This is a genomic window from Thermodesulfobacteriota bacterium (assembly GCA_035559815.1).
GTDB lineage: Bacteria > Desulfobacterota_D > UBA1144 > Nemesobacterales > CSP1-2 > DATMAT01.
In genome coordinates this window covers 147,446-167,157 of the sequence record DATMAT010000023.1, presented here as the reverse complement: position 1 = coordinate 167,157, position 19,712 = coordinate 147,446, and the positions used below count along the sequence as shown (strand labels likewise).

The window sequence follows — 19,712 nt, the reverse complement described above, 5'->3', positions numbered from 1 at the left end:
ATTCTAATCTCCCTTATCCCCGGTTACCGTTTTAACCTCAGCTAATAGATTCCCGAACTTCGCATAGTTAACCTTCACCCCATCATCCAGGTCCAGGTTTATCCTCATATCGGCATAATGCCTTAGCTCATCGTCAAACGCTGAGAGTTCTGCCTGCTTCTTCCTTAACAGGTCAATCTCCCTCTGTAACTTCTTCTGAGCTGAGGCCGATTTTGCAGACTCTTTCTCGTTCTCAAGATACTCAATCCTCGCATTTAATTTCCCCTGAAGCGGCGTTACATACTCACTCCTCATCCGGGATAATGTCGCTTCGTTATAGCGATGTAGGTAAACAAGGCACTCAAAGGCCTTATATTTCCCGCTTGAGAAAAGCCAGTATATCGGACGCTTTTTGTAAGTTCTGAGGTGATCTTTGAAGAATTCATTGTTTAAATATCTACGTATAGTTTCGAGAGACGACTCTTCTTTTTTCTGCCCTAGACTCTCAGCAACAAAGTCGAGATTTTCTTTAATCGTTTCGGGAGACCAGACCGCTTTTAAGAATTCAACAAAACGGTTAGCAGCATCATCAGAAAACCACTCCTCGTCCATTATTGGAATGATTCCGTCAGCATCTACAGGAAAAGTCTTATATCTCGACGGATCAAAACCTTCATTCCCACTATAAGCATAAACTAATCCGGGCTCATCCAGACTATACCTACCCATCATGCAGCCAATAGCATAGGAGATTAATTCCTTAACGGAATCCTCCCTGAACCGTTGCCAGAGTTCTTCTTCGCTATAATTGTTTCCATAGCGGTATTTTGGATTAACCGCAAGCGTAATTTGTTCTTCAGGCACTTCCGGTGTCAACTCTTCCTGAAGACCGTAGACCTCGATAAAGATACGGTTATTTTCCTCTTCCAGTTCCTTCATCCTTCTCGTTTGCTCAATTGAATACCTTTTCCAGTTTTCAAAGGATTCACGAGCACTCTTTCCTTTTAACTTACCACCAGCCCAAGGTAAAGTCCGAAAATCCCAGGACGTTTCAAACGAGTCCCAATCCAATTTGGCGATCTCTATTGCCTCATTAGCAATAAAAACAATTTTCCCATTGCTTGAGATTAAATCTCTATCGAACGGCACATTTGAAATATCACCAACTTCGTAATTTACACTACCTGATATATCAGATAGAAATATATTGATAACCTTACTGTTCAACTGACCAAGAATCTTATAAAAATCTAAATCTTCATTTGGGAATATTGAACAGCCTGCAACATCAAAAATGAATCCTTGTGGGATAAATCTGAACGAAATTTGTCCTATCGTAACCTTGGACCACGATATGGACCTTTTAAAATAGTATTCTCTGTTCTGCGGACGTGAAAGTATCTTCCCATCTTTATCGAATAAATTTCTAATTTCATATCCATCATCAGCCCAATCTACCACAAATTCAAAATTTCCGTACCATTTTCTATAACCTCCTCCCTTGTTGTAGGGAAACCATTTTTTGTCAAATATGCTTGCTTCAGACTGATTCGGTATGTTAAATCCAATCTTTTCGGAAGCAACTTCATACCAAAACCTCAGAAATCTTGTGTTATCACCTGTTGCAAGACCTTGTTTAATACCTGCAACTTCAAATAACAGGTTCGAGTTATCGAAAATATTTATTGTCTTTTTATCCATCCAATAAGATATCTTGTAGCCAGGGATCTTTTGAAAATCAGCAGTACTAGCTAAATAATTTTCGGCCCTAAAATATTTTTCTCTCAGAAGATCATTGTTGGAAACTATACTTAGTTTGTTAAATAGCTTCCTAAATGTCCCCTTGTATTCTTTCAATCTATAATTCCTCAGTGTATATGAACAGCTTCCAAAATCTGCCCCCCAAACTCCTCTTCCAATGTGAATTAAACTATCTATAAAGCATTTCTCTATTACCATTTTTCTTAAATCTTCGAAACCAGAGATAAATAACCAATTCGGTATTGTTATCATCGATATTGAACCGAAGGTCTTTGTGAAAGTTAAACTCCTTATTATAAAACAACCACACAAATCATTTTTTCCTTCCTTAAAATTACTTATCATTTCTTGTTTTAATATTTTGTTGAAATACTTATTTCCCATGTAAGGAGGATTAGTCATAACACAATCGTATTTCTTGGATAAACTAATAGCTTGTTGAATAAATGGTTGTAATGTTTTTGCGGCCTCTTGTGTAAATAAGTCTCTACTCTCTAGTTTTTCCTTTAATAAAGGTTGTATTTTTCTAAGATTGTTCTCTGTCTTTTCGGGAACCGTTATGAGTGATCCTAATGTTTTGCCCAGTTTAAATAGCTCTATTAGGTCTATTATGTCTCTTTTGCTTACTTCGGTTTTCTCTTTTGCAGTCAATACTTTCTGACTCTTCGTTTCAGGAAATAGATCGCTGTCGGATACTAAAGGTCGGCTCTTGTCATGGATTAAGGCGTTTGCTATCCTCTCCGCATCTATCCCCTCGCTCCCCGCTATCGCCATTACATTTATACGCGGTGGGTCACCATTACCCAGAATGTTCCTATCGTCCGCCCTCGCCTTCATTAAAAGCGCGAACCCGGCAAGTTGTGCTGCCCTGTCATCAATATCCAATCCATACAGATTCTTCTCCAAGATAATCCTCGGTATATCCCTTAGCCTGTAACCCCTCTCCAGATAAATCTCTTTGAATATGTTGTATGCCTCTACCAGTATATGCCCGGACCCGCAGGCTGGATCTAATACTGTTATCTCCTCAGGGTTTAATTCCTTTGGCGTTATCTCCTCAAGCTGTCTCTTTACCTCAGGCTCCTGCTCGGCTGGCTCTATGTAATACTCCATCTTCTCCCTGAGAGGTGAATCGGGATATGTAGCTAGCCACTGCCTCCCCAAGCTGTTCTGAACAAGATACTTCACTATCCAGTTAGGGGTAAATAGCTGGGTTACCGCCGGGATCTCATCCGCCTTGTAAGGCTTCTTTGCCTTCATCAATTCGTCTTTCCTCTCAGATATATAGAACTGGTAAATCCATCCTATAATCTCTACCTCTTTCCAATCCTCCTCGTCTATCTCATTCACCATCTTACGGATTGGCGAACTTGAATGGAGGAGATTCTCTGGTATTAGCAGCTCCGTCTCATGGTTTATCGGCTCAAAGAGAAATGGCATAGCACGGTGCAAGGCATTGCACTGGGCTACTATTAGCATCTGGTAAAGCTCGTTATCCTTGTTCCCTGCCAGGCGCAGCTCTATCACCTTCTCCTTATCAAGCCCGGGCAGATTAACCTCTGCGGCCTTCTCAAGAATCTCAGGGGTTTCTGACCCAGACCTGTTGCTTAACACTCTATAACCGTGATCTAGGTAGTCGTGGAGCTCCAGGTACCTTAATGCCATAAACCGGTTAAACCAGGTATAGGCTACTGACTCCATTACTTGATTAAATCCCTCCACCTCTATTCGGTGTATTATCTTCTGCCTGAGTTGCTCTACGCTTTTGGGGAAAGGCCTTCCTCCTATAACGGCGATATCTCCCTTTACTTCTTCTGGGAGGATATCTTTAGCAGATAGGCCTAGAATATTGGCTTTGTCTGTTACCGCTTGTATAAAATCCCTTCTAGCTCTTGGGGCATACGCTTTGATCTTGGAGGTGTTCATTTTCTGATACTGTCAGATTGGATTTATGATTATACAAGTCTTACCCTTTTGTTATTCTTAATGGCATCCATCAATTCTTTCCTTAAATTATCAAGGTATTCCTCTACATCATCCTGAGTCTCAATGTAGGTTTTAGTGAATAAGGAAGCTGGTTTCAACGTTTTTACCTGCTTGATGGGTTGGTCTTCATTCTTCTGCAGTGCAATCTCGATATCTTCTAGGGCCTTATGGAAACATTCGGTTAATTCATCTCCCGAGAGATAAGAGATTTTGGGAACGCTTGTTTCACTCCCTATTTTTCTTTTAATTTCCTGAATAGGATAGAGTGTCCTGTTCCTTAAATCCGTATCAGCCTTTTTTTCGTTCAATACCTTGTTTAATTGATTGATCTTTTCTTCAACCTTAGTCAGTGCAGATTTACGCTCCCTCTCAACAATTGAATCATTAACCTCTTTAACCTTAGCAATCAGACCCGTTACGTTTTTTATCTCCCCATAAGGTTTCGGAGATTCAAAGATTTGTCGAAGCTTGCTAAGAGACTGGGCTGCTTCGGGATCTTTTTCAAGAGAGGTTATGTTCTGGTCGTATTGATGGAGGGCCTCCTGCATTAAATCCCAGGCTTTAATCTGATTGGTATAGAAACCCTTTATATCATGAATATCATCATGGGCTTTCAAGAGTTCGTTCTTCTTCTCGTTAAATGAGCCAATGAACTCGTAGGAATCGTAAATATCGTGCAGCTTCTCTGTTAAATCTAAACACTCTCTAATTTCGTTTCGCCCCGGATACTTACCGGTATTTGCTATAGGCTGAAACCTTTCCAAGTCTCTTCTCCAAGAGGCAAGCTGCTCCTTAAGAAACTGTGCGAGCTGGTCTTGCCCGTCAGGCCCTATTGTGCCAAAGAGTTCTTTTCCCAGATCGCGAGCCTTCTTTATTTCCTCCTCCCCTCTTTTCTTGCGCTTGAAGATTCTGACTGTTTTCCATTGATGGGTCTTAGTAAGAGGACTTAATGCGTCCTTTGGTGATAGGTTCTCTCCCTCCGTTGTGACGAATTGAATGCTCCCGGCCATGAATAATTTCGCTGCAATCAATACAGTCTCCCACTCCGGCCATCCGTAATCCCTCTTGCTAAAATGGTTAACTAATTGATCCAGTAATACTGGCTGGTTGCTTCCCAGTTTGAGGTCTATATACCTCATAACCTCTTTTAAATCCTCCGTAGGATTTTCACCAACATCTAGCTTTAGCTGTTGTTGGGCCAAATCATCGGCATAAAGAACAGCTTTGATCTCAGCTTGTGGATTATCATGAAGTTTGAGGTAGCTGAATTTCCTAAATATATTCTTGATCAGAAAATCGAGAGCCTCTTCAATAGCGCTCTGGCTTTTGTTTGCCTTGATTGTCAGGCTTTGTCCGAGGACATAGTATTCAGAATTAAGTATAAGTTCATCTAACAAGGCTGTTATCCTTAGCTTACGCTGCCTGTTTTCATCTGCTTTATCCCGTAGTATTTGTTTTAAGGTTTGTGAAGCTGCAGCATCATTTCTCAGTCTAATAAATTTCTCGGTTTGTAAATACCTTCTAACCTCAAGTGTTAGTTCCTGGTTGTCTGGAATCTTAATTAATATTCGATCATTGTACTCGGAGCTGCGCAATATACATTTAGCTTGATTATACTCACTGTATTCTTCAAATAGCGGAGTTATGAACTCTAACGATAACTCGTTTTCAGCTTTGCTGCCGTGAAACTGTGAATCGCAAATACGGTTAAGAGCATAATCATTGCGGTATGGAATATAACGATGCTTGTTTTTGCCTTTTAGAATCTCATCAAAAATAACTTCACCCAATAATTTTGTTTCCTCCGAAGAGGAAATCTCAACGTTTTTTATTTCCCTGGAAACCTCCCTTTCCTCATCAGTCAGGAAATAATAAAGGTCGCCATTCCTACTTATAAGGTTCTCTTTTTCCAAGCGATTCAATGAATCTTGTATATTACGCTTTAGGGACAGGCGATCTGTATCAACCTCATTTATTGAGAGAGTCACCAGGTTGTCAATGGTCGGTTTCATGGTGTTAACGTAGCGGATTAGAAAGAGCGTTTGTAATATCTGGACATCAAACGGATTTTGCAATCCTCTGTTTTCGCCGGCCTGTTCAATGCTCCGCTTGACGCTCGTGTCCAAGAAACTCTCTATACAGGGATAAAAGTGATAAAGGGGAACCAAGCAGCCGATATTCTGCCCCGAGACAATCTTGGCTGCACTTTGAAAGGCGTCAAGCATGGACCTTTCTCCACGGCTTAGGTGTAGTCCCGTTGCCCCCGCCTTACGGATGGATTCAAAAATCTTCTGAACAAGCTGGAACTGATAGGGTGTGAAGGGATAGTTGGCTACAAAGTCTTCGCCGCCTGAGTAATTTTTAAAAGTTGGGGTGTCTTGAGTAAAGCTAAGCTGATTCTTGATTATATCTCCCTTGTCCGCGTATAAATCGAGGAGCTCCTGTCGGGCTTTTTCCTTCTTTTCAAGCAGCCTTATCTGAATAACCTCATCGGTATTGGAGCTGGAAAGAGAAATCCTCGTTTTAAACCTCCCCTGTATTTTGGAGAAATCATGATCCTTGGCCGACTTAAGCTGGCCGATTACAGCGTCAATATCTTCCTGAGAGGTTACTACAACCAGCGCTCTGCCCTGGCAAATTCGACCCAGGTCTTCGACAAGCGTCTGAAGGTTTAGCATCAAGTGGGTATCATTTCCGATAAATTGTCCTACTTCGTCAACAAGAAAAATAATTCTATGTTTAGTCCCTTTTGTATCGAGATACTCTTTAACCTGATTGGCAAATCTCTCTGGACTTATGACAAATTGCTGTTCAGATTTCTCAAACCATTCCTCTGCATACTTCCTGTCCTTACCTAGCACTTCGGATAACGCTTCTACAATCTCATCTTTAAGTAAGCTGTATGCGTCCCTCTCTTTCTCCCAATCCGAGCCATAAGTGCTTCTAAAGACTTTTCTAAACTCTTCATACTTGTTTTGTTTTTCAAGATACCCTTCGATCTCTGCGAGGTGCAACGAACCCGGGGAGAAGCCTCGCTTTTCATTGAAAACCCTCCAGAATGTATTGAGAACCGCTCCTCTTCCATCACGGGCATCAGCCTTGCTGTCTATGTTAAATAAGATCACATCGGCGGGACTGCGAGCTAGTTTCTTAAAATCTGCAAGAAAAAGTGGGTCCTTTATTTTACTTTCGAAAAAATCAATAGCCTTTCTTGAGCGACCATTCTTAGGATTTCTAACCTCTCTATTCGATATCAGATAAGACAGGATTTTAATAAAATGAGACTTGCCGGAGCCGAAAAATCCAGATACCCAAATACCCATACGTCCGGTTACTTCCGGGTCAACCGGGGAATCAAACCCCTGGAAGTAAGCTTCGAAGAATTTCTTAAAATGATTATCCAGTTCTTTAGTAACGACGTATTCTTCAAGCTCTTGCCAGACTACGAATTCATCCTGCTGGTCAGCCATTACGACGCCGTTAATGGGCCTTAAAATGTCCTTCGCAAATATGTCTTTAATTTGCACCTGGGGGTCCCTCCCTCAAAAAATTTTTTGATTAGGGAACTAACTTGAAAGCCCTATAATAATTGCTTTCTTTAAGCCTGCCGAAGAGGCGAAGGCCGTTACCGGTAAACATGCCGGGATAAAACATTATAAGAGGAGTTTTACCCATATGAGAATGAAGATTGTTAAGTAAATTATGGCTCCTTATGAGCGGCCAAGCGTTTCCAACCCCTGAGATAATAACCAAATCTTGGGTTTGCGGTTCGGCTGCATCGATGAAAACTCGTGCTATTTTATCCCCGTCTAGCGTGAGTTTTAAAGCCTTTAATAATTCCTTATCGCCTTTTGTTTTTTGTATTTGGAGCGCTCGTTCCAGAAGATTTCTGGACTTTAAATAGTCAACCAAGAGCGAAAAAAGGTTTATATGCTTAACTTTCAATTCAGGCCTATTTTTCTTGAGGTAATTGAGAACAAATTGGATATGTTTACGAACCTCCATTTCCTCTTCCGGGGGATAGTCAAATATGTAGAATGCGATCTCGTTACCCAAACCTTTACTTTTTAAAAACTCATCCGAGGTAATTCGAGGAAGGATTTGATTGAGACGATTTTTTAAGGAACTCATCTCACGCCTCTGGTTTATTGGGTTACTTCCATGCATCGGAGCACATAGCTTTCTGAGTTTTTGATCAAATAGCTTCTGACCTCGGGAACTATCGTAACAGGCTGGAGCTTTAGCGTCCTCGTACCATCCAGGTACTTCGCCTCAAATAGAATTCTGAAGACAACTTGTCTCAACTTGCTATAAGTCGTCTCAGACCATTCTAAAATCCCCGGGTCTATTTGAGAACAGATCTCCCAAAAATTTGCCCAATCAGTGTTGGAAATCTTATGGTTGAAGGTCTGCCAATGTTGCCGAACTACCCTATCCATAAAATCCCCGAGCAATCTACTGTGCTTAATCGCAGATGCCAGGACGGCCTGTGTGCTAATTTCTGATGTGCCTTTTTCAATCATTTCCCACAGCTCCGGCTTCATTAATCCCAGGCGATTTTTTATTAAAGCTGCTTCCCGCTTTGCCGTCGATGGGCTTCTTTTTTGAAGAATATTGTCAATCATGATAGCCCTATGCCATTTCTCATCATCAACATTACCCATGAGTAATCGCGCGATTTTCCTGCTTTCAGGGATTAACAGAGACCCGGCCACAATTTCGCCATTGTAAACCCTCTTTTGTTTGAGAGAATGAATAGTATTGCTCCCCAGCATTACTCAATTAAAGCAAAAATTGATAGTCTAGTCAATGGACATGGAATGACTTTTGTCAGCCCCTGCTTTCCTGACAACACCCGCAGCTTACAATTTGGATAACTGCCTTGTCGGCAGCGACCCAATTTTCGTAAACCCAAAGTTGAGAAAGGCAAAAGCCTATCGAGAACGCTGGCGTCAAGCTCATGTCTGATGCCTGAACCCTAGAGCTCGAAAGTGGCATCTAACTATCTTAGATACTCGGTTATGCTATACTTAATATAGGTCTCGACTTCCTATTTACATTTGATTTGTAAATGTTAAGGTGTTTATTGCGTTATTAAAGAGTAAAAATGACAAAGAGCGTAAAACTTAACCAATTGTGTTGTAATACACAGCAAAATGTGTAAGATCGAATACAGTTAGTAATTTGAGAATAACAAATCCACAATGTTTTCAGTATATTATGAACGCCGCAAAAAATAAAACTAACGGCATAGTTTTTGCAAGTTAGATTTGATTATCTGTTAATGATGATTAACTTATTCTAAAAATGGGTCTTAAAATTAAAAGGAGGTTAAAATCCATGTGGTTCAGGGCATACACACCTAAAGGCATACCACCACCTCCCCCGAGGTTATTTTAGTTTTGATATAAAAATCTAGACTCCATTGCTAGGGGAAGGAGAACTTATTTTCTTTTTTATCTCCTTGTAGTGATTCTCGTAACTTGACCTAGTCCTTTCATCTATGTCTGAAAAAGTCGCGATTTTATCTTTATAATCTTCATAAACTTGTAACCATTTTTTAAGCTCATCGATATCGGTACCAAATTTTTGGTAAACAAATAAAAAAGTCTCTATAAATGCTATTTCGCCTAGCTTTCGAAAGATAGGCAATCCCTCATCTAGCCAATCCTTGCAGATAGTTCTCATTTCAGTTCTATCTGCGTAGGCATAATAATAAGCCAGGTTAGCCTTGGCAGTAGCGATTACTCTATCAGCTATTTCCTTTTGTGAATCACGCCCTTCTATAAGATTTTCTAAGCCCAACTCTCCGTACCTTGTAGCTTCTGAAACATTACCTTCTTTAAATAGATCCACTGATAGATAGTTGTATAATAAACCAAGTCCCCAATGATTTGACATTCTTAATTTCGTAAGTTTTTCTCCCTCTGCTTCTAAAACTTCTCTGATTTGTTTAATATCTTCATCAAGAGAGGATTTAATTTCAATAAGCTTTGTTTCTATCATTGCTTTTTTGTTTTGGATTTCCTTCTCTAATGCTTTTACTTTGTCCAGAGTTATACTACGTAAGACAAAACCACCTATAACTAAAAATACTCCTAACGCTGAGAGTAATAAGGTTGGAGTAGCCAAATTCTTCTGGGATATATCAGCAAGTTGTTGTGCAAGTTTCAACTTTTGATCCGCCGTTAAATCACCCTCAAGGTTCTTTTCAATCATCTCTATTCTTTTCCCTAGTTCACCTAAAGCCATATCGAAATTTTCAACTTGTTTATTGACATCTCCTATCGTTTTGACCAAATCTTGTACTTCTTTGTTTTGTTGTGCGTAGGCGTTTGTAATAAATAATGAAGATCCTACTAGGGGGAATACAACCAATAATAACGATATTATGTTATGGAATTTTTTGAACATATTTTGTCTCCCTTAATCCTAGCTATTTCTTAATATATACCAAGAATAAAATAGCTTAAATCCTTTAAGGTCGGGTTCATATTCTCCTAGCAGCCTAATTCACCTACTCTCATTAACAAATGACCGGATAGCTAGAAACTTCTCACTTTGGCCTATGCTGTAACTGTCTAGACCAAGATTGTTCAACCCGGCACTTTTAAATCCGTCAAAATCTGGATGGAAGTCTTCAAAAGGTACTCTTCCGCATTGGATTATTCAACTTTCTTTTGCGCTCTTGCAATCTCTCCACAACTTCAGACCAAGGCGGCTGGTTATAGTTAATTTTAGGGTCACCCATTATAGACTTGATCGCCCTTTGATAACAAGATTTTGCCTTGGTTAGTTTTCCTTCAGCCTCATTAAGTAAGCCAAGTGCCTCGTGAACTTCATAATGTTCGTCTTTCTTAAGCTCTCCAAAAGTTACCGCTTGTCTAGTACGTTCTCCTATTTTATGAATATACCTAGAAAGAAAATGACCAGCATAATATTTTGTATGTTCTTCTTTCGGCTTAGGTGCGGCGTAAATAAAGCCCTCTCTTGCATACATCGCAGAAATAGTGATTGGCATATGCTCTACCAGAAGTTTATTAAGTTTACTTGAAAGTTGTTTAGAGTCTGATATGGGAAGAGCATAGTTAGGTAGTGACTTTAAAACCTGTGTCTTTCCCTTATTTATTCCTTTTTCAAGAATTGAGAAGCTGATATCAACGACATGTATAAATGCAATTTTTTCGGGTGGCCATTTAATCGGAACTAACAAGGATAAAACCGGAACGGGTTGCTTTTCCCAATACTCAAGACTAGAAGTATCGAATCTAAATTTAACCTGCCTTTCTTCATTCGGAATATCTTCTGAACTTTTTACTTGAACCCAAAAATGTAGAAAAGGAATACCATCAATTATCGATTCACAATACAAATCCACTCCGATATCAGTATGTCCAACTACAGGTCGTACAAAGCAAAACTCACTGAGAATATGTGCAACCAGGTGTTCGCCATAGTTTCCCTTCATCAAATTCTTATGTACTTTCTTGCCCATGATAAATTATTCACAATAATTTCAATACATAGCGATCTATTGCAGACCATGAGATTTTATCATTTCTTCTATAAATTTAGCAATTTGTAATTTTCTTGCCGAATTTCAATCTAAATACGGCAAAAAGCCTGCCTCAACTTGCCGTATTTCCCCTATAGCTTTCTGCCCGATCCCCTTTTATAAATAATTGCATGAAATGGAGAATCCCTCTTTTACTGATTCTTATTACCTGTCTTATTCTTCCCTCACCTTCACGAGGTGAAGCAACCTGTGGCGGAAGGATCTTTAACCCGCTAACCGACGTGGACTGGCTAGGAGTATTTCCCATAAAAATAGGCGGAATACCAATAATTCCAATCGGGGAAGATACAAACACCGTATCCCCTTTTCCTCCTTTCTGTATCTGCTTTGACGGCCCCATCCCCAGAATAGGAATCAAGGTCTCATTCTGGGAGCCAAGGCGTCTAATTGAAGTAGTAAGGGGTCCCGGGTGTTTTCCTTCTCTTGGTGGAATTACTCTTCCCCTGCCCTCTTTCGCAAAGCGTGGTGCCCATGCTTCCACGGCAGATAGAGGTGAATCTTCTTCCTTTCTTCACGTCCACTACTACATTTACCCCGTGTTTGCGATATTAAATCTATTCACCGATTTTGCCTGTTTTTCAGGCAGCAACATCAGCCTTGTCTATATGAGCGAGTTCGATCCCCTATGGAACAACGATGAGCTCTCTGCTCTAATTAATCCCGAAGCCGCCCTTTTTGCAAACCCGGTAGCACAGGCCGTATGTGCCGCGGATGCAGTAAGCGCATCTTTTGGATTTCCCATAGACGAGCTCTTCTGGTGTGCCGGTTCCTGGGGGAGCATGTATCCCTTAACCGGGACTGTAAGCGAGTCCGGAGACCTGCCTGGCGTGTATACACTAACTGCAACAAGGGTAATTGATAAGCACCACCGTTTAGGGCTTGAGAGAAAGACTGTAGGAGAAGAGGCCCTGTGTAGTTCCGTTCCTGCTCCTATCATAGTCAAATCGCAGTACAAGCTTCAGATTGCATATCCAGGCCCTGGGAGGGTATTTCCTTTAGGACGGATAACAATTAGATGGGCGCCGGGCCACTGGTATCCCGGACTCGGAGAGGATTGGACACTTGTACTATGGAGAAAAAAAGACTGCTGTGTTCTTTAGTCGTTTGTCTTTTGTCCTTGGTTTTTAGCCTAACGACCAATGACCAAGGACTAATGACTACTATGGCTCAAGATATAAAAAGAGAGCCAACACAGGAAGAGCTTAATCAGGTAAAGGAGATTCTAAGGAACTTTCAAAAACCTCAGGAAGAAAAGGCAACAGAAGCCCTAAAAAGTTTCCTAAAACCAGACCAGCAAAAAGCAGAAGAATTTTTACAAGTAGATGAAGATGGCCCACAAAACAAAACCGCAAACGCAAAGCTCTTCTACTTCTTTTCATTCTCCATGCCTGAGGGAAGCTTGAAGGCTGTAGTTTCTGAAGCCGAGAAAACCGGGGCAGTGATGGTGCTAAGGGGAATGAACGAGGATATAGGACTTAGGGCGACAATGCTCAAAGCTTCCGAGCTTCTTAAGCGTAGTTCGACTGGGCTCCCTTCGTTTGAACGCAGGACAGGCACCACAGGATTTGAGGAAGAAAGTTATCAGGTCGAGGTATGGATTCATCCTGTGCTTTTCAGGTGCTTTCATGTCGATGCAGTCCCAGAGATCGTGTATGTAACGGGAGAGCAGGATCAGGAGGGCTGTTCCCAGGACTACATCAAGGTTAGGGGCAATGTATCCCTTGATTATGGCCTAGGGATTATTGCAAAGGAAGATAAGGGCGTTGAGAAGTACCTGAAACTTCTCAAGGAGGATTTCTATCATGAGAAAAACTAGATTAGTCGTTGGTCATTGGTCGTTGGTCTTTAGATACCTAATAATTAATTTTTTGTTCTTAGTCTCCTTCGCCTCTGCTCAGGACAGGCTTAGTCTAGGCGCTATCTATTATCAACTACCGGCTGCTTTGGCCTCAGACGTTGATACCGGACTTTCTCAGGGAGAGAGCTTTTCAGGTCAACTAGAGAGCCAGAATCATAATAGTCTCATTCCCAAGTCATCCAATCTGGGAAATGTTCCTCAATACAGCGATAATGGAGATGTAGAAACCCCCTCTCCTCCTGAAGCGCAGTTTATCCAAGAGAGCGCAAACACTCATCCTGTGTTTGTAATAACGGACTCTGATCCCACTATCATGAATTATGAATCCATACAGCAGGCCATAGCGGATACATATAAAGACTGTCAGATTCAGGATCAGTGTGTTGACAGTGAATGCACGACGAAGAAGACAACGGTTAGTTGCAGCGGAGAGATAAGGTGCGAGTTAAGCGCTGACTGTTTTGATACTACATATCAGCCAAATAGCGATTTTGAGTTTGCCCAACCTTATTTGCAGACCCTTGCCAATGTTAATTAGAAGGTGATACGGGAATGTATAAAACTTCAGTCACTTTAGTCCTTCTTTTATTACCTCTTTCCACGCTTAGAGTAAGAGCTGAAGAATACAGATACTTCGATGAGCACCATCGTGGATGGTTTTGGTACGAGATCATCAAAGAACTCCAGGAAAAGAAAGCCGAACTGCCGCATGAGCAAACCCAGGCTTCACCGCTAACGGTAGAAGATATAAGGAAGAGAGGGGAAGAGCTTTTCAACCGCGCAGTTCTTGATCCCACCCCTGAGAACGTTCGCGAATATATGGCTTATCAGAAACTGATGCTCGACCGCAGCCAACAGTTTGCAGAAGTTTGGAGAAGTACACTATGGGAAAATCCTCAGCTAGACGAGACTGTTCGTCATCCCACCTCCAGTCTTGGGATCCAACTTGCAACTGCAGAGGACAAGAACTCCATGCGTGAGGTGATCACAAAACTCTCTCAGTCAGGCGAGCTTATATTCTTTTTTACGACCGCATGCCCCTACTGTCAGGAGGAATCGAGATTACTCAAAGTCCTTCAACAGAATTACCCGATTGGGATAATGGCAGTATCCCTGGACGGAGCAGGACTACCCGATTGGGGAGATTATCAGGTTGATAGAGGCCAGGCTAGAAACTTAGGGGTAACCGAAGTTCCCGCCCTGTTTCTCCTTGTTCCCCCTGACAAGGTAATAAGAGTGAGCACAGGACTTGTTTCCTATGATGAGCTGGAAAAAAGGCTCTATCTAGTAGGACAGCAAATTTTAGGAATAAACCGGCAAGACTATCCCCCGACACAAGCATTTCTATCGGGGAATAACGGGATAGGAGCCTCGCCCGCTTTACAGGAAGAGACCAGTGATAGCTCTTTAGAGACCTTCTTCAAAACCAGGTCTGTTAAGAATCCAACAAGCCTCTTCTTACAGACAGAGGAGGTGTCGAGATGAGATTTATAACTTTGGTTTTTACTATAGCATTGACTATTTCCACACCTGCCCTGGCCGATCTCAACTCCCAGGTCCAGGATATGTTTAACCGTCTTGGATTTGAAGGGAGTGCCGTTACTGAACCAGGCATATACGAAACCCAGTCCCGTGGATACGTTACCGGCGGCTCATTATCCATCAGAACCCCATATGATACCCTTCAGCCTTTTACCGTAAGCCTTCCCAGTATTCGCGCTGGCTGTCAGGGAATAGATGTATTCCTTGGAGCGTTCTCCTACATAAACGTTGATGAGCTGATTCAAAAGTTAAAGACCATTGGCACCTCCGCGCTCAGCTATGGATTCATGCTGGCAATAAAAACCCTCTGTCCTTCCTGCTACGATGTCTTACAGTGGCTAGAGGATGTTAGCCGCTCAGCAAATCAACTGGCGATAAACACCTGTCAAGCGGGAGAAAGCGTGGCTAAAGGGGTATTCGGTCTCGCAAGCGCGATCCGCACCGGACAGTGGGGTAGATGCGCTCAAATCGGAAATGCTTCGGGTGGTTTTGAAGATTTTATTTCTGCATGGCGAGCATGTGCCGATGACCTGACAAGCGCCCAGGCCTCTGCCTCAGGAGATGATGCAGTGCGCGCTAATCCCGAGGGCAACCTCGTATGGAGGGCATTACAACAGCTAGATGTTCCTGACGATTTAAGACAGTACATAATGAGCACGACAGGAACGGTGATTGTAACAAATGATTCAGCAACGTCTAAAGCACCTTTACTCACTGTCTCAGACCTTGTAAACGGAGGTCCGGTGATGCGCTATCAGTGCGATGGATCAGAATGCCTAAACCCGACAGAGGTCTCTGAAACAATTGATGGATTTAAACAAATGGTGAAATCAAAGCTCGAAGAGGCTTTTATGGCCATCATTACAAAGAGCGAGCCCAGTGACGAGATCAAACAGTTCATCGAGGCGCTCCCTTCCCCTGTCTGGAAGTTTCTGAACGTTACAAGCGGGTATCCGGTGCCGGCTGGAAAGAGCTTCATCGAGCAGTACTCGGATTCAATCGCCATTCTGGCCGCAACTTACTGGTTCGACATGGCCTTTAGACATACCACCCAGGGACTTCAGAGTGCCGGGCTTAACGGAGTCGCCGGAAGCAAAGAGGCTCTTGATAGCTTCTACCGGGATTCTAAACAGGTCTATGATATGGCCTATAATGAGTTAGGCAAGTCTGAGACAAAGCTTCAAAACTTCGACTCCCTGCTCAAGACCCTGGACTTTCTGGAAAGGAGGCTCACACAGAACCTCGAGTCCTCCGGAATATTGGCCCAGTACAACTTTGGAAAAGACAATAACACGGTTCAAATAAGGTAAGGGTGGAAAAGATATGAAATTAAATAAACTAGTCATGGTTTTCGGAGGAATTTCTCTTTTTCTTCTTCCCTCTATTTCCTACGCAGCACCTGCATTTGAGATTAACACCTACGGAAATGGGCAGTTTATAGGAGAAGTCTTAAACTCCGTTGCAATTTTGGCGGGCGGAGGAGACTTAAACGGACTCCTCAGGCTTGGTCTTGTCATCGGACTTCTTGTTGCAGTACTAAGTATCATGTTCCAGCGGCAATTCAACGCCGCCTGGTTCTTCGCAGCGGTGATTGTGTATCTATCCCTCTTCGGTGTCAAGGTAGATGTGGCGATCAATGACCGGCTTGATCCTTCTGCCAATAAGGTGATCGGAAGTGTGCCTGCAGGGGTAGGTATTTTTGCTTCGGTAACCTCCAGGATCGGGGATGCCCTTACCAGAATCATGGAATCCGCATTCACCATTCCAGGGCCTCTACAATATGCAAGTAACGGCTATCTTCAGGGTGGAGACCTCATGAGACGCTCTACCAGCTTCATTATTCCTGAGCCCAACCTAAGAAGGAGTTTTGTAGACTTTATAAGAAACTGCACGTTTTATGACATTCTCGATGGAAGTGTATCAGAGAAGGCACTTCTGGAATCCTCAAATCTCCTGAATGACTTGGCAACCGATTCTACTCGTTATGCCCAAATCTATGTCTCTGCCTCCTGCGGGGAAGTAGAGGGACTTCCGGACCTTATGCTTTGCCGGGACGCATATCCACGGATCCAAAATTGCATTAGCACTTACTATCCTCAGTGGCTTACCACCCTTGAGAACTCTATATTCGGCACTACTACAGGAACTCTTGAGGGCATTGTTGAGGTTGCGTATTCCGACCTTTCTCAACTTTCTTTCAGCGCAAAGGATATAGTCATTCAAAATGCCCTGATCAATGTATTCGGGGATGCATTTAAAGCGCAGGCGGCTGCCACAGGGGCAGATGCTACGCTTCTTGCTATCGCAGTGTCGGAAGCGCAGGCACAGCAAAAGAGCGCCTTTGTGGTTATGGGGGAAATGGCCAAAAAGACCCTTCCCGTAATCAGAGGGCTATTGCAGGGAATAATGTACGGGATATTCCCCATAGTGCTCTTTCTCATGATGACACCCTTGATAAACAGAATTTTTCCTGCTTATTTGACTATTCTACTCTGGCTGGAGTTCTGGAACCCCATTTACGCAATAGTAAATCTCTTCGCCAATCTTTCTATGCAGCGCCTCCTTCCCGGGGTAGTAGGAGGTCAGCTTTCAATCCTCACAAATCCTGCCCTTGCTCATGAAACTCAGACGGCTGTTGCTGTTGCCGGACTGGCCACTCTAGTAGTTCCCTTTATCTCCTACTTTATTGTCAGCCAGAGTGCACATGCGATAGTGGGGGCCTTGCAACAGCTTCTTGGACCCACTACGGGGATAGCTCAGGGTGCAGGGACAAGCACGGCGCTCGGGAACGTTACGCTTGGTTCTTCGAGTATCGGTGTCGCAAGCTTCAATAATATCAACGCGAATAAAGATGACCGGACCGCGTTGGTTGCTAAAGGCGCGGTAGATAAATTTTCGGGGTATGGTGATCTACCTGCACACGAACTTAATACCGGAAATTTCCCGTTTGGTATCGTAGGGAGCACAGACATAAATTCCCAGATTGGAGAGAGGATAAGCGACCTGAGAAGCTCGGCTTTGTCTAACGTTAACAGAAGCGTCTTGTCTCTTTCATCTCAGATAAGCCAGCTTTCGAGGGTTGGTAACAGTCACAACCAATTTAGGAATCTGAGGACTGGGGAATTAGTTTCACTTACCGGACAACAGGCAGACTCGCTAAACAGACTGCAATCTATAGCAGACAATATCCGTCACGCAACAGGAGTGGACAGGGATACAGCGCTAAACTATGCCCTTACTGCCCTAGGGGCAAAAGAATTGGGACTCAGCGGGGGATTGAGTGGAACATTTGGTTTGGGTGAGGGCGGCGGAGCTGGACTTGGAATACTTGGGAATATTAGAGGTGCACTAAGAGGACAAACCCAATATCAGGAAGGGTTCCAGGATAGTTCCCGACTTTCCCAATCTCTGCAGAATGCAATAGACTCGGCTAATAAGAGCGATTATTCTAACCTTCTCAGTATTACCGATAGGTTTGGAACATCTACCGAGCTTGGCACATCAACCCAAAGTGGTACGTTTGGCGGAAGCGAAAAAACTTCAGGCATAACTGATGCCCGAGCCTTTTATAATGAAGCTTCCGGTCAGTTGCAACAAGCTCAAAGCCTTGAGAGAGTCCAGGCAACAACTGTATCAGGTGGGGTCAGTTCCAGCTTCAATCTTACTCCTGAAATCGCCAGTAGGTTTGCTAATTCTGAGGATCTCAATAGAGCTTTTTACGACTATGTACATAACCCCGAATCGACTAACGCCCAAAGATTTAGAAATGCGGTTTCTGAGTACCAACAAAGAGTATTTAATGAAGAACGATTTGGAGGCACACCGACCGTCGCTGCAGGCGTAGGTCTTATTCTCCCAAATGTGGATAGAAATCAATTAGAGAGCTTTCAGCTCCAGGAGCCTAGCAACATAAACTCGGTAGTAAACTTTGGCGAAGGAGAAAGACGCCCTTTAGGGAGTGGTGGGGTAACTATTCCGCAAACCCTGGGTGTTCAGCAAGAAGTTGACCAAATCAGGTCACATGTAGAGCATGGATACGAAAATATCCAGCATGATAGGGGACACGTACAAACTGAATTTCAAAGTGAAAGAAACAGGACTCAAGGAGAGATCTTCGATTTTTCTCCCAGCCTGCCCAGAGCAACAGGCAACGCTCTGACCGGGTATGACCCAGAACACGGGCAAAGAACAAGTGAGGTCGTGTCTGATCCCTATGTACCGCAAGTCTATGAGAAGTCTGTTCAGGAACCTGGCGGTAAAACGAAGACGGTTATAATAGGAAATCCACCCGAGGAACAGCCAGAGTCACTTAATAACAAGGTCGTTGTGCCTGAAGAATATAGAAATAGAGGAAAATAAAGGCTAAGTACTCTTAGGCGAACCATTCAAAATCGGAGAGTGAAAAATTCTGGGGTTTTCCAGGAGGATTAATAACTTTTGGTCCAGAATACTGTTCATTCCAACCATAACCCCACCCATTCCAATTTCCAAACCTATTATTGGTCGTATATATCTTTTTCTCTGGTTCTTCTAAAGTAGATTTATACTTGCTCAGTAGACCGGCTTTCTTCATCCTCTCCTCATGGCTCATACCGGCTCTTGCCCTCTGATCTTCAAGAAGAAAACATATAGCCTTATCCAAGGTAACCAGGTCTGCTCCTACGAGCTTCCACATTCCGTTCCAGATCAACTGATTTTCAAGGGCTTTCCTATCCTTCACCCTTTTTTCTTTCTTCTTTTCTAACCCGCTCATACCTATATACATGGCGAAGGCGCAAATAGCCAGGACAGGAAAACAGATAAGAAGAAGCACAACAGTAAAACTCATAAAGCTCACCTCTAATAGTAAAGATAGAACATTAAGGAAAGAATTGTCAAGTTTGCGGCGAGCTGCAAAGCTTGTTTTCCTGTGGCTCTTTCCAAAAAAAACCATGCCATTCACAGAGAGAAGATATCTTGTTATATGTCAGACAGATAAGTAGGAGAACTTCAGACAAGCATTAGGTTATG

The 19,712-nt window shown here is 42.7% G+C and carries 13 protein-coding genes; 6 read left to right on the top strand and 7 right to left on the bottom strand.

Features of this window, described 5'->3' with window-relative positions:
* Nucleotides 1-3 precede the first annotated feature (3 nt).
* The 6 genes from pglX to VNN20_06315 all read right to left on the bottom strand — a co-directional run bounded on the left by pglX (nucleotide 4) and on the right by VNN20_06315 (nucleotide 11,221).
* Complete coding sequence (gene pglX / locus VNN20_06340; protein ID HWP91798.1) at nucleotides 4-3,666, bottom strand: BREX-1 system adenine-specific DNA-methyltransferase PglX; 3,663 nt, start codon at nucleotides 3,664-3,666, stop codon at nucleotides 4-6.
* Between the two features lie 29 nt (nucleotides 3,667-3,695).
* Nucleotides 3,696-7,253, bottom strand: a complete 3,558-nt coding sequence (gene brxC / locus VNN20_06335; protein HWP91797.1) for a BREX system P-loop protein BrxC — start codon at nucleotides 7,251-7,253, stop codon at nucleotides 3,696-3,698.
* Nucleotides 7,254-7,284: 31 nt separating this feature from the next.
* On the bottom strand, nucleotides 7,285-7,857 hold the full coding sequence (locus VNN20_06330) for a DUF1788 domain-containing protein (protein ID HWP91796.1): 573 nt from the start codon (nucleotides 7,855-7,857) through the stop codon (nucleotides 7,285-7,287).
* Between the two features lie 14 nt (nucleotides 7,858-7,871).
* Nucleotides 7,872-8,501 (bottom strand): DUF1819 family protein, encoded by a 630-nt coding sequence (locus VNN20_06325; protein HWP91795.1) that lies wholly within the window; start codon nucleotides 8,499-8,501, stop codon nucleotides 7,872-7,874.
* 640 nt (nucleotides 8,502-9,141) lie between these two features.
* Entirely contained in the window at nucleotides 9,142-10,140 is a 999-nt protein-coding gene (locus VNN20_06320) for a hypothetical protein (GenBank protein ID HWP91794.1), read from the bottom strand.
* A gap of 226 nt (nucleotides 10,141-10,366) precedes the next feature.
* Nucleotides 10,367-11,221 carry a DUF4365 domain-containing protein gene (locus VNN20_06315; protein HWP91793.1) on the bottom strand — a complete coding sequence of 285 codons (855 nt, stop codon included), beginning with the start codon at nucleotides 11,219-11,221 and terminating at the stop codon, nucleotides 10,367-10,369.
* A gap of 191 nt (nucleotides 11,222-11,412) precedes the next feature.
* Here VNN20_06315 and VNN20_06310 point away from each other — a divergent pair, with 191 nt between their 5' ends.
* The 6 genes from VNN20_06310 to VNN20_06285 all read left to right on the top strand — a co-directional run bounded on the left by VNN20_06310 (nucleotide 11,413) and on the right by VNN20_06285 (nucleotide 19,061).
* On the top strand, nucleotides 11,413-12,402 hold the full coding sequence (locus VNN20_06310) for a TraU family protein (protein HWP91792.1): 990 nt from the start codon (nucleotides 11,413-11,415) through the stop codon (nucleotides 12,400-12,402).
* A 62-nt stretch (nucleotides 12,403-12,464) separates the two neighbouring features.
* Nucleotides 12,465-13,118: a type-F conjugative transfer system pilin assembly protein TrbC gene (trbC, locus tag VNN20_06305; GenBank protein HWP91791.1), complete on the top strand. Its 654-nt coding sequence runs from the start codon at nucleotides 12,465-12,467 to the stop codon at nucleotides 13,116-13,118.
* Nucleotides 13,105-13,698, top strand: a complete 594-nt coding sequence (locus VNN20_06300; protein HWP91790.1) for a hypothetical protein — start codon at nucleotides 13,105-13,107, stop codon at nucleotides 13,696-13,698. Before trbC ends, VNN20_06300 begins: the two co-directional genes overlap by 14 nt.
* Before the next feature lie 14 nt (nucleotides 13,699-13,712).
* Nucleotides 13,713-14,645 (top strand): conjugal transfer protein TraF, encoded by a 933-nt coding sequence (locus VNN20_06295; protein HWP91789.1) that lies wholly within the window; start codon nucleotides 13,713-13,715, stop codon nucleotides 14,643-14,645.
* Complete coding sequence (locus VNN20_06290; GenBank protein HWP91788.1) at nucleotides 14,642-16,012, top strand: conjugal transfer protein TraH; 1,371 nt, start codon at nucleotides 14,642-14,644, stop codon at nucleotides 16,010-16,012. Before VNN20_06295 ends, VNN20_06290 begins: the two co-directional genes overlap by 4 nt.
* Before the next feature lie 13 nt (nucleotides 16,013-16,025).
* Nucleotides 16,026-19,061, top strand: coding sequence for a conjugal transfer protein TraG N-terminal domain-containing protein (locus VNN20_06285; GenBank protein HWP91787.1), 3,036 nt, complete (start codon nucleotides 16,026-16,028; stop codon nucleotides 19,059-19,061).
* Nucleotides 19,062-19,074: 13 nt separating this feature from the next.
* Here the strand turns inward: VNN20_06285 and VNN20_06280 are convergent, their stop codons facing one another.
* On the bottom strand, nucleotides 19,075-19,530 hold the full coding sequence (locus VNN20_06280; protein ID HWP91786.1) for a hypothetical protein: 456 nt from the start codon (nucleotides 19,528-19,530) through the stop codon (nucleotides 19,075-19,077).
* Nucleotides 19,531-19,712 lie beyond the last annotated feature (182 nt).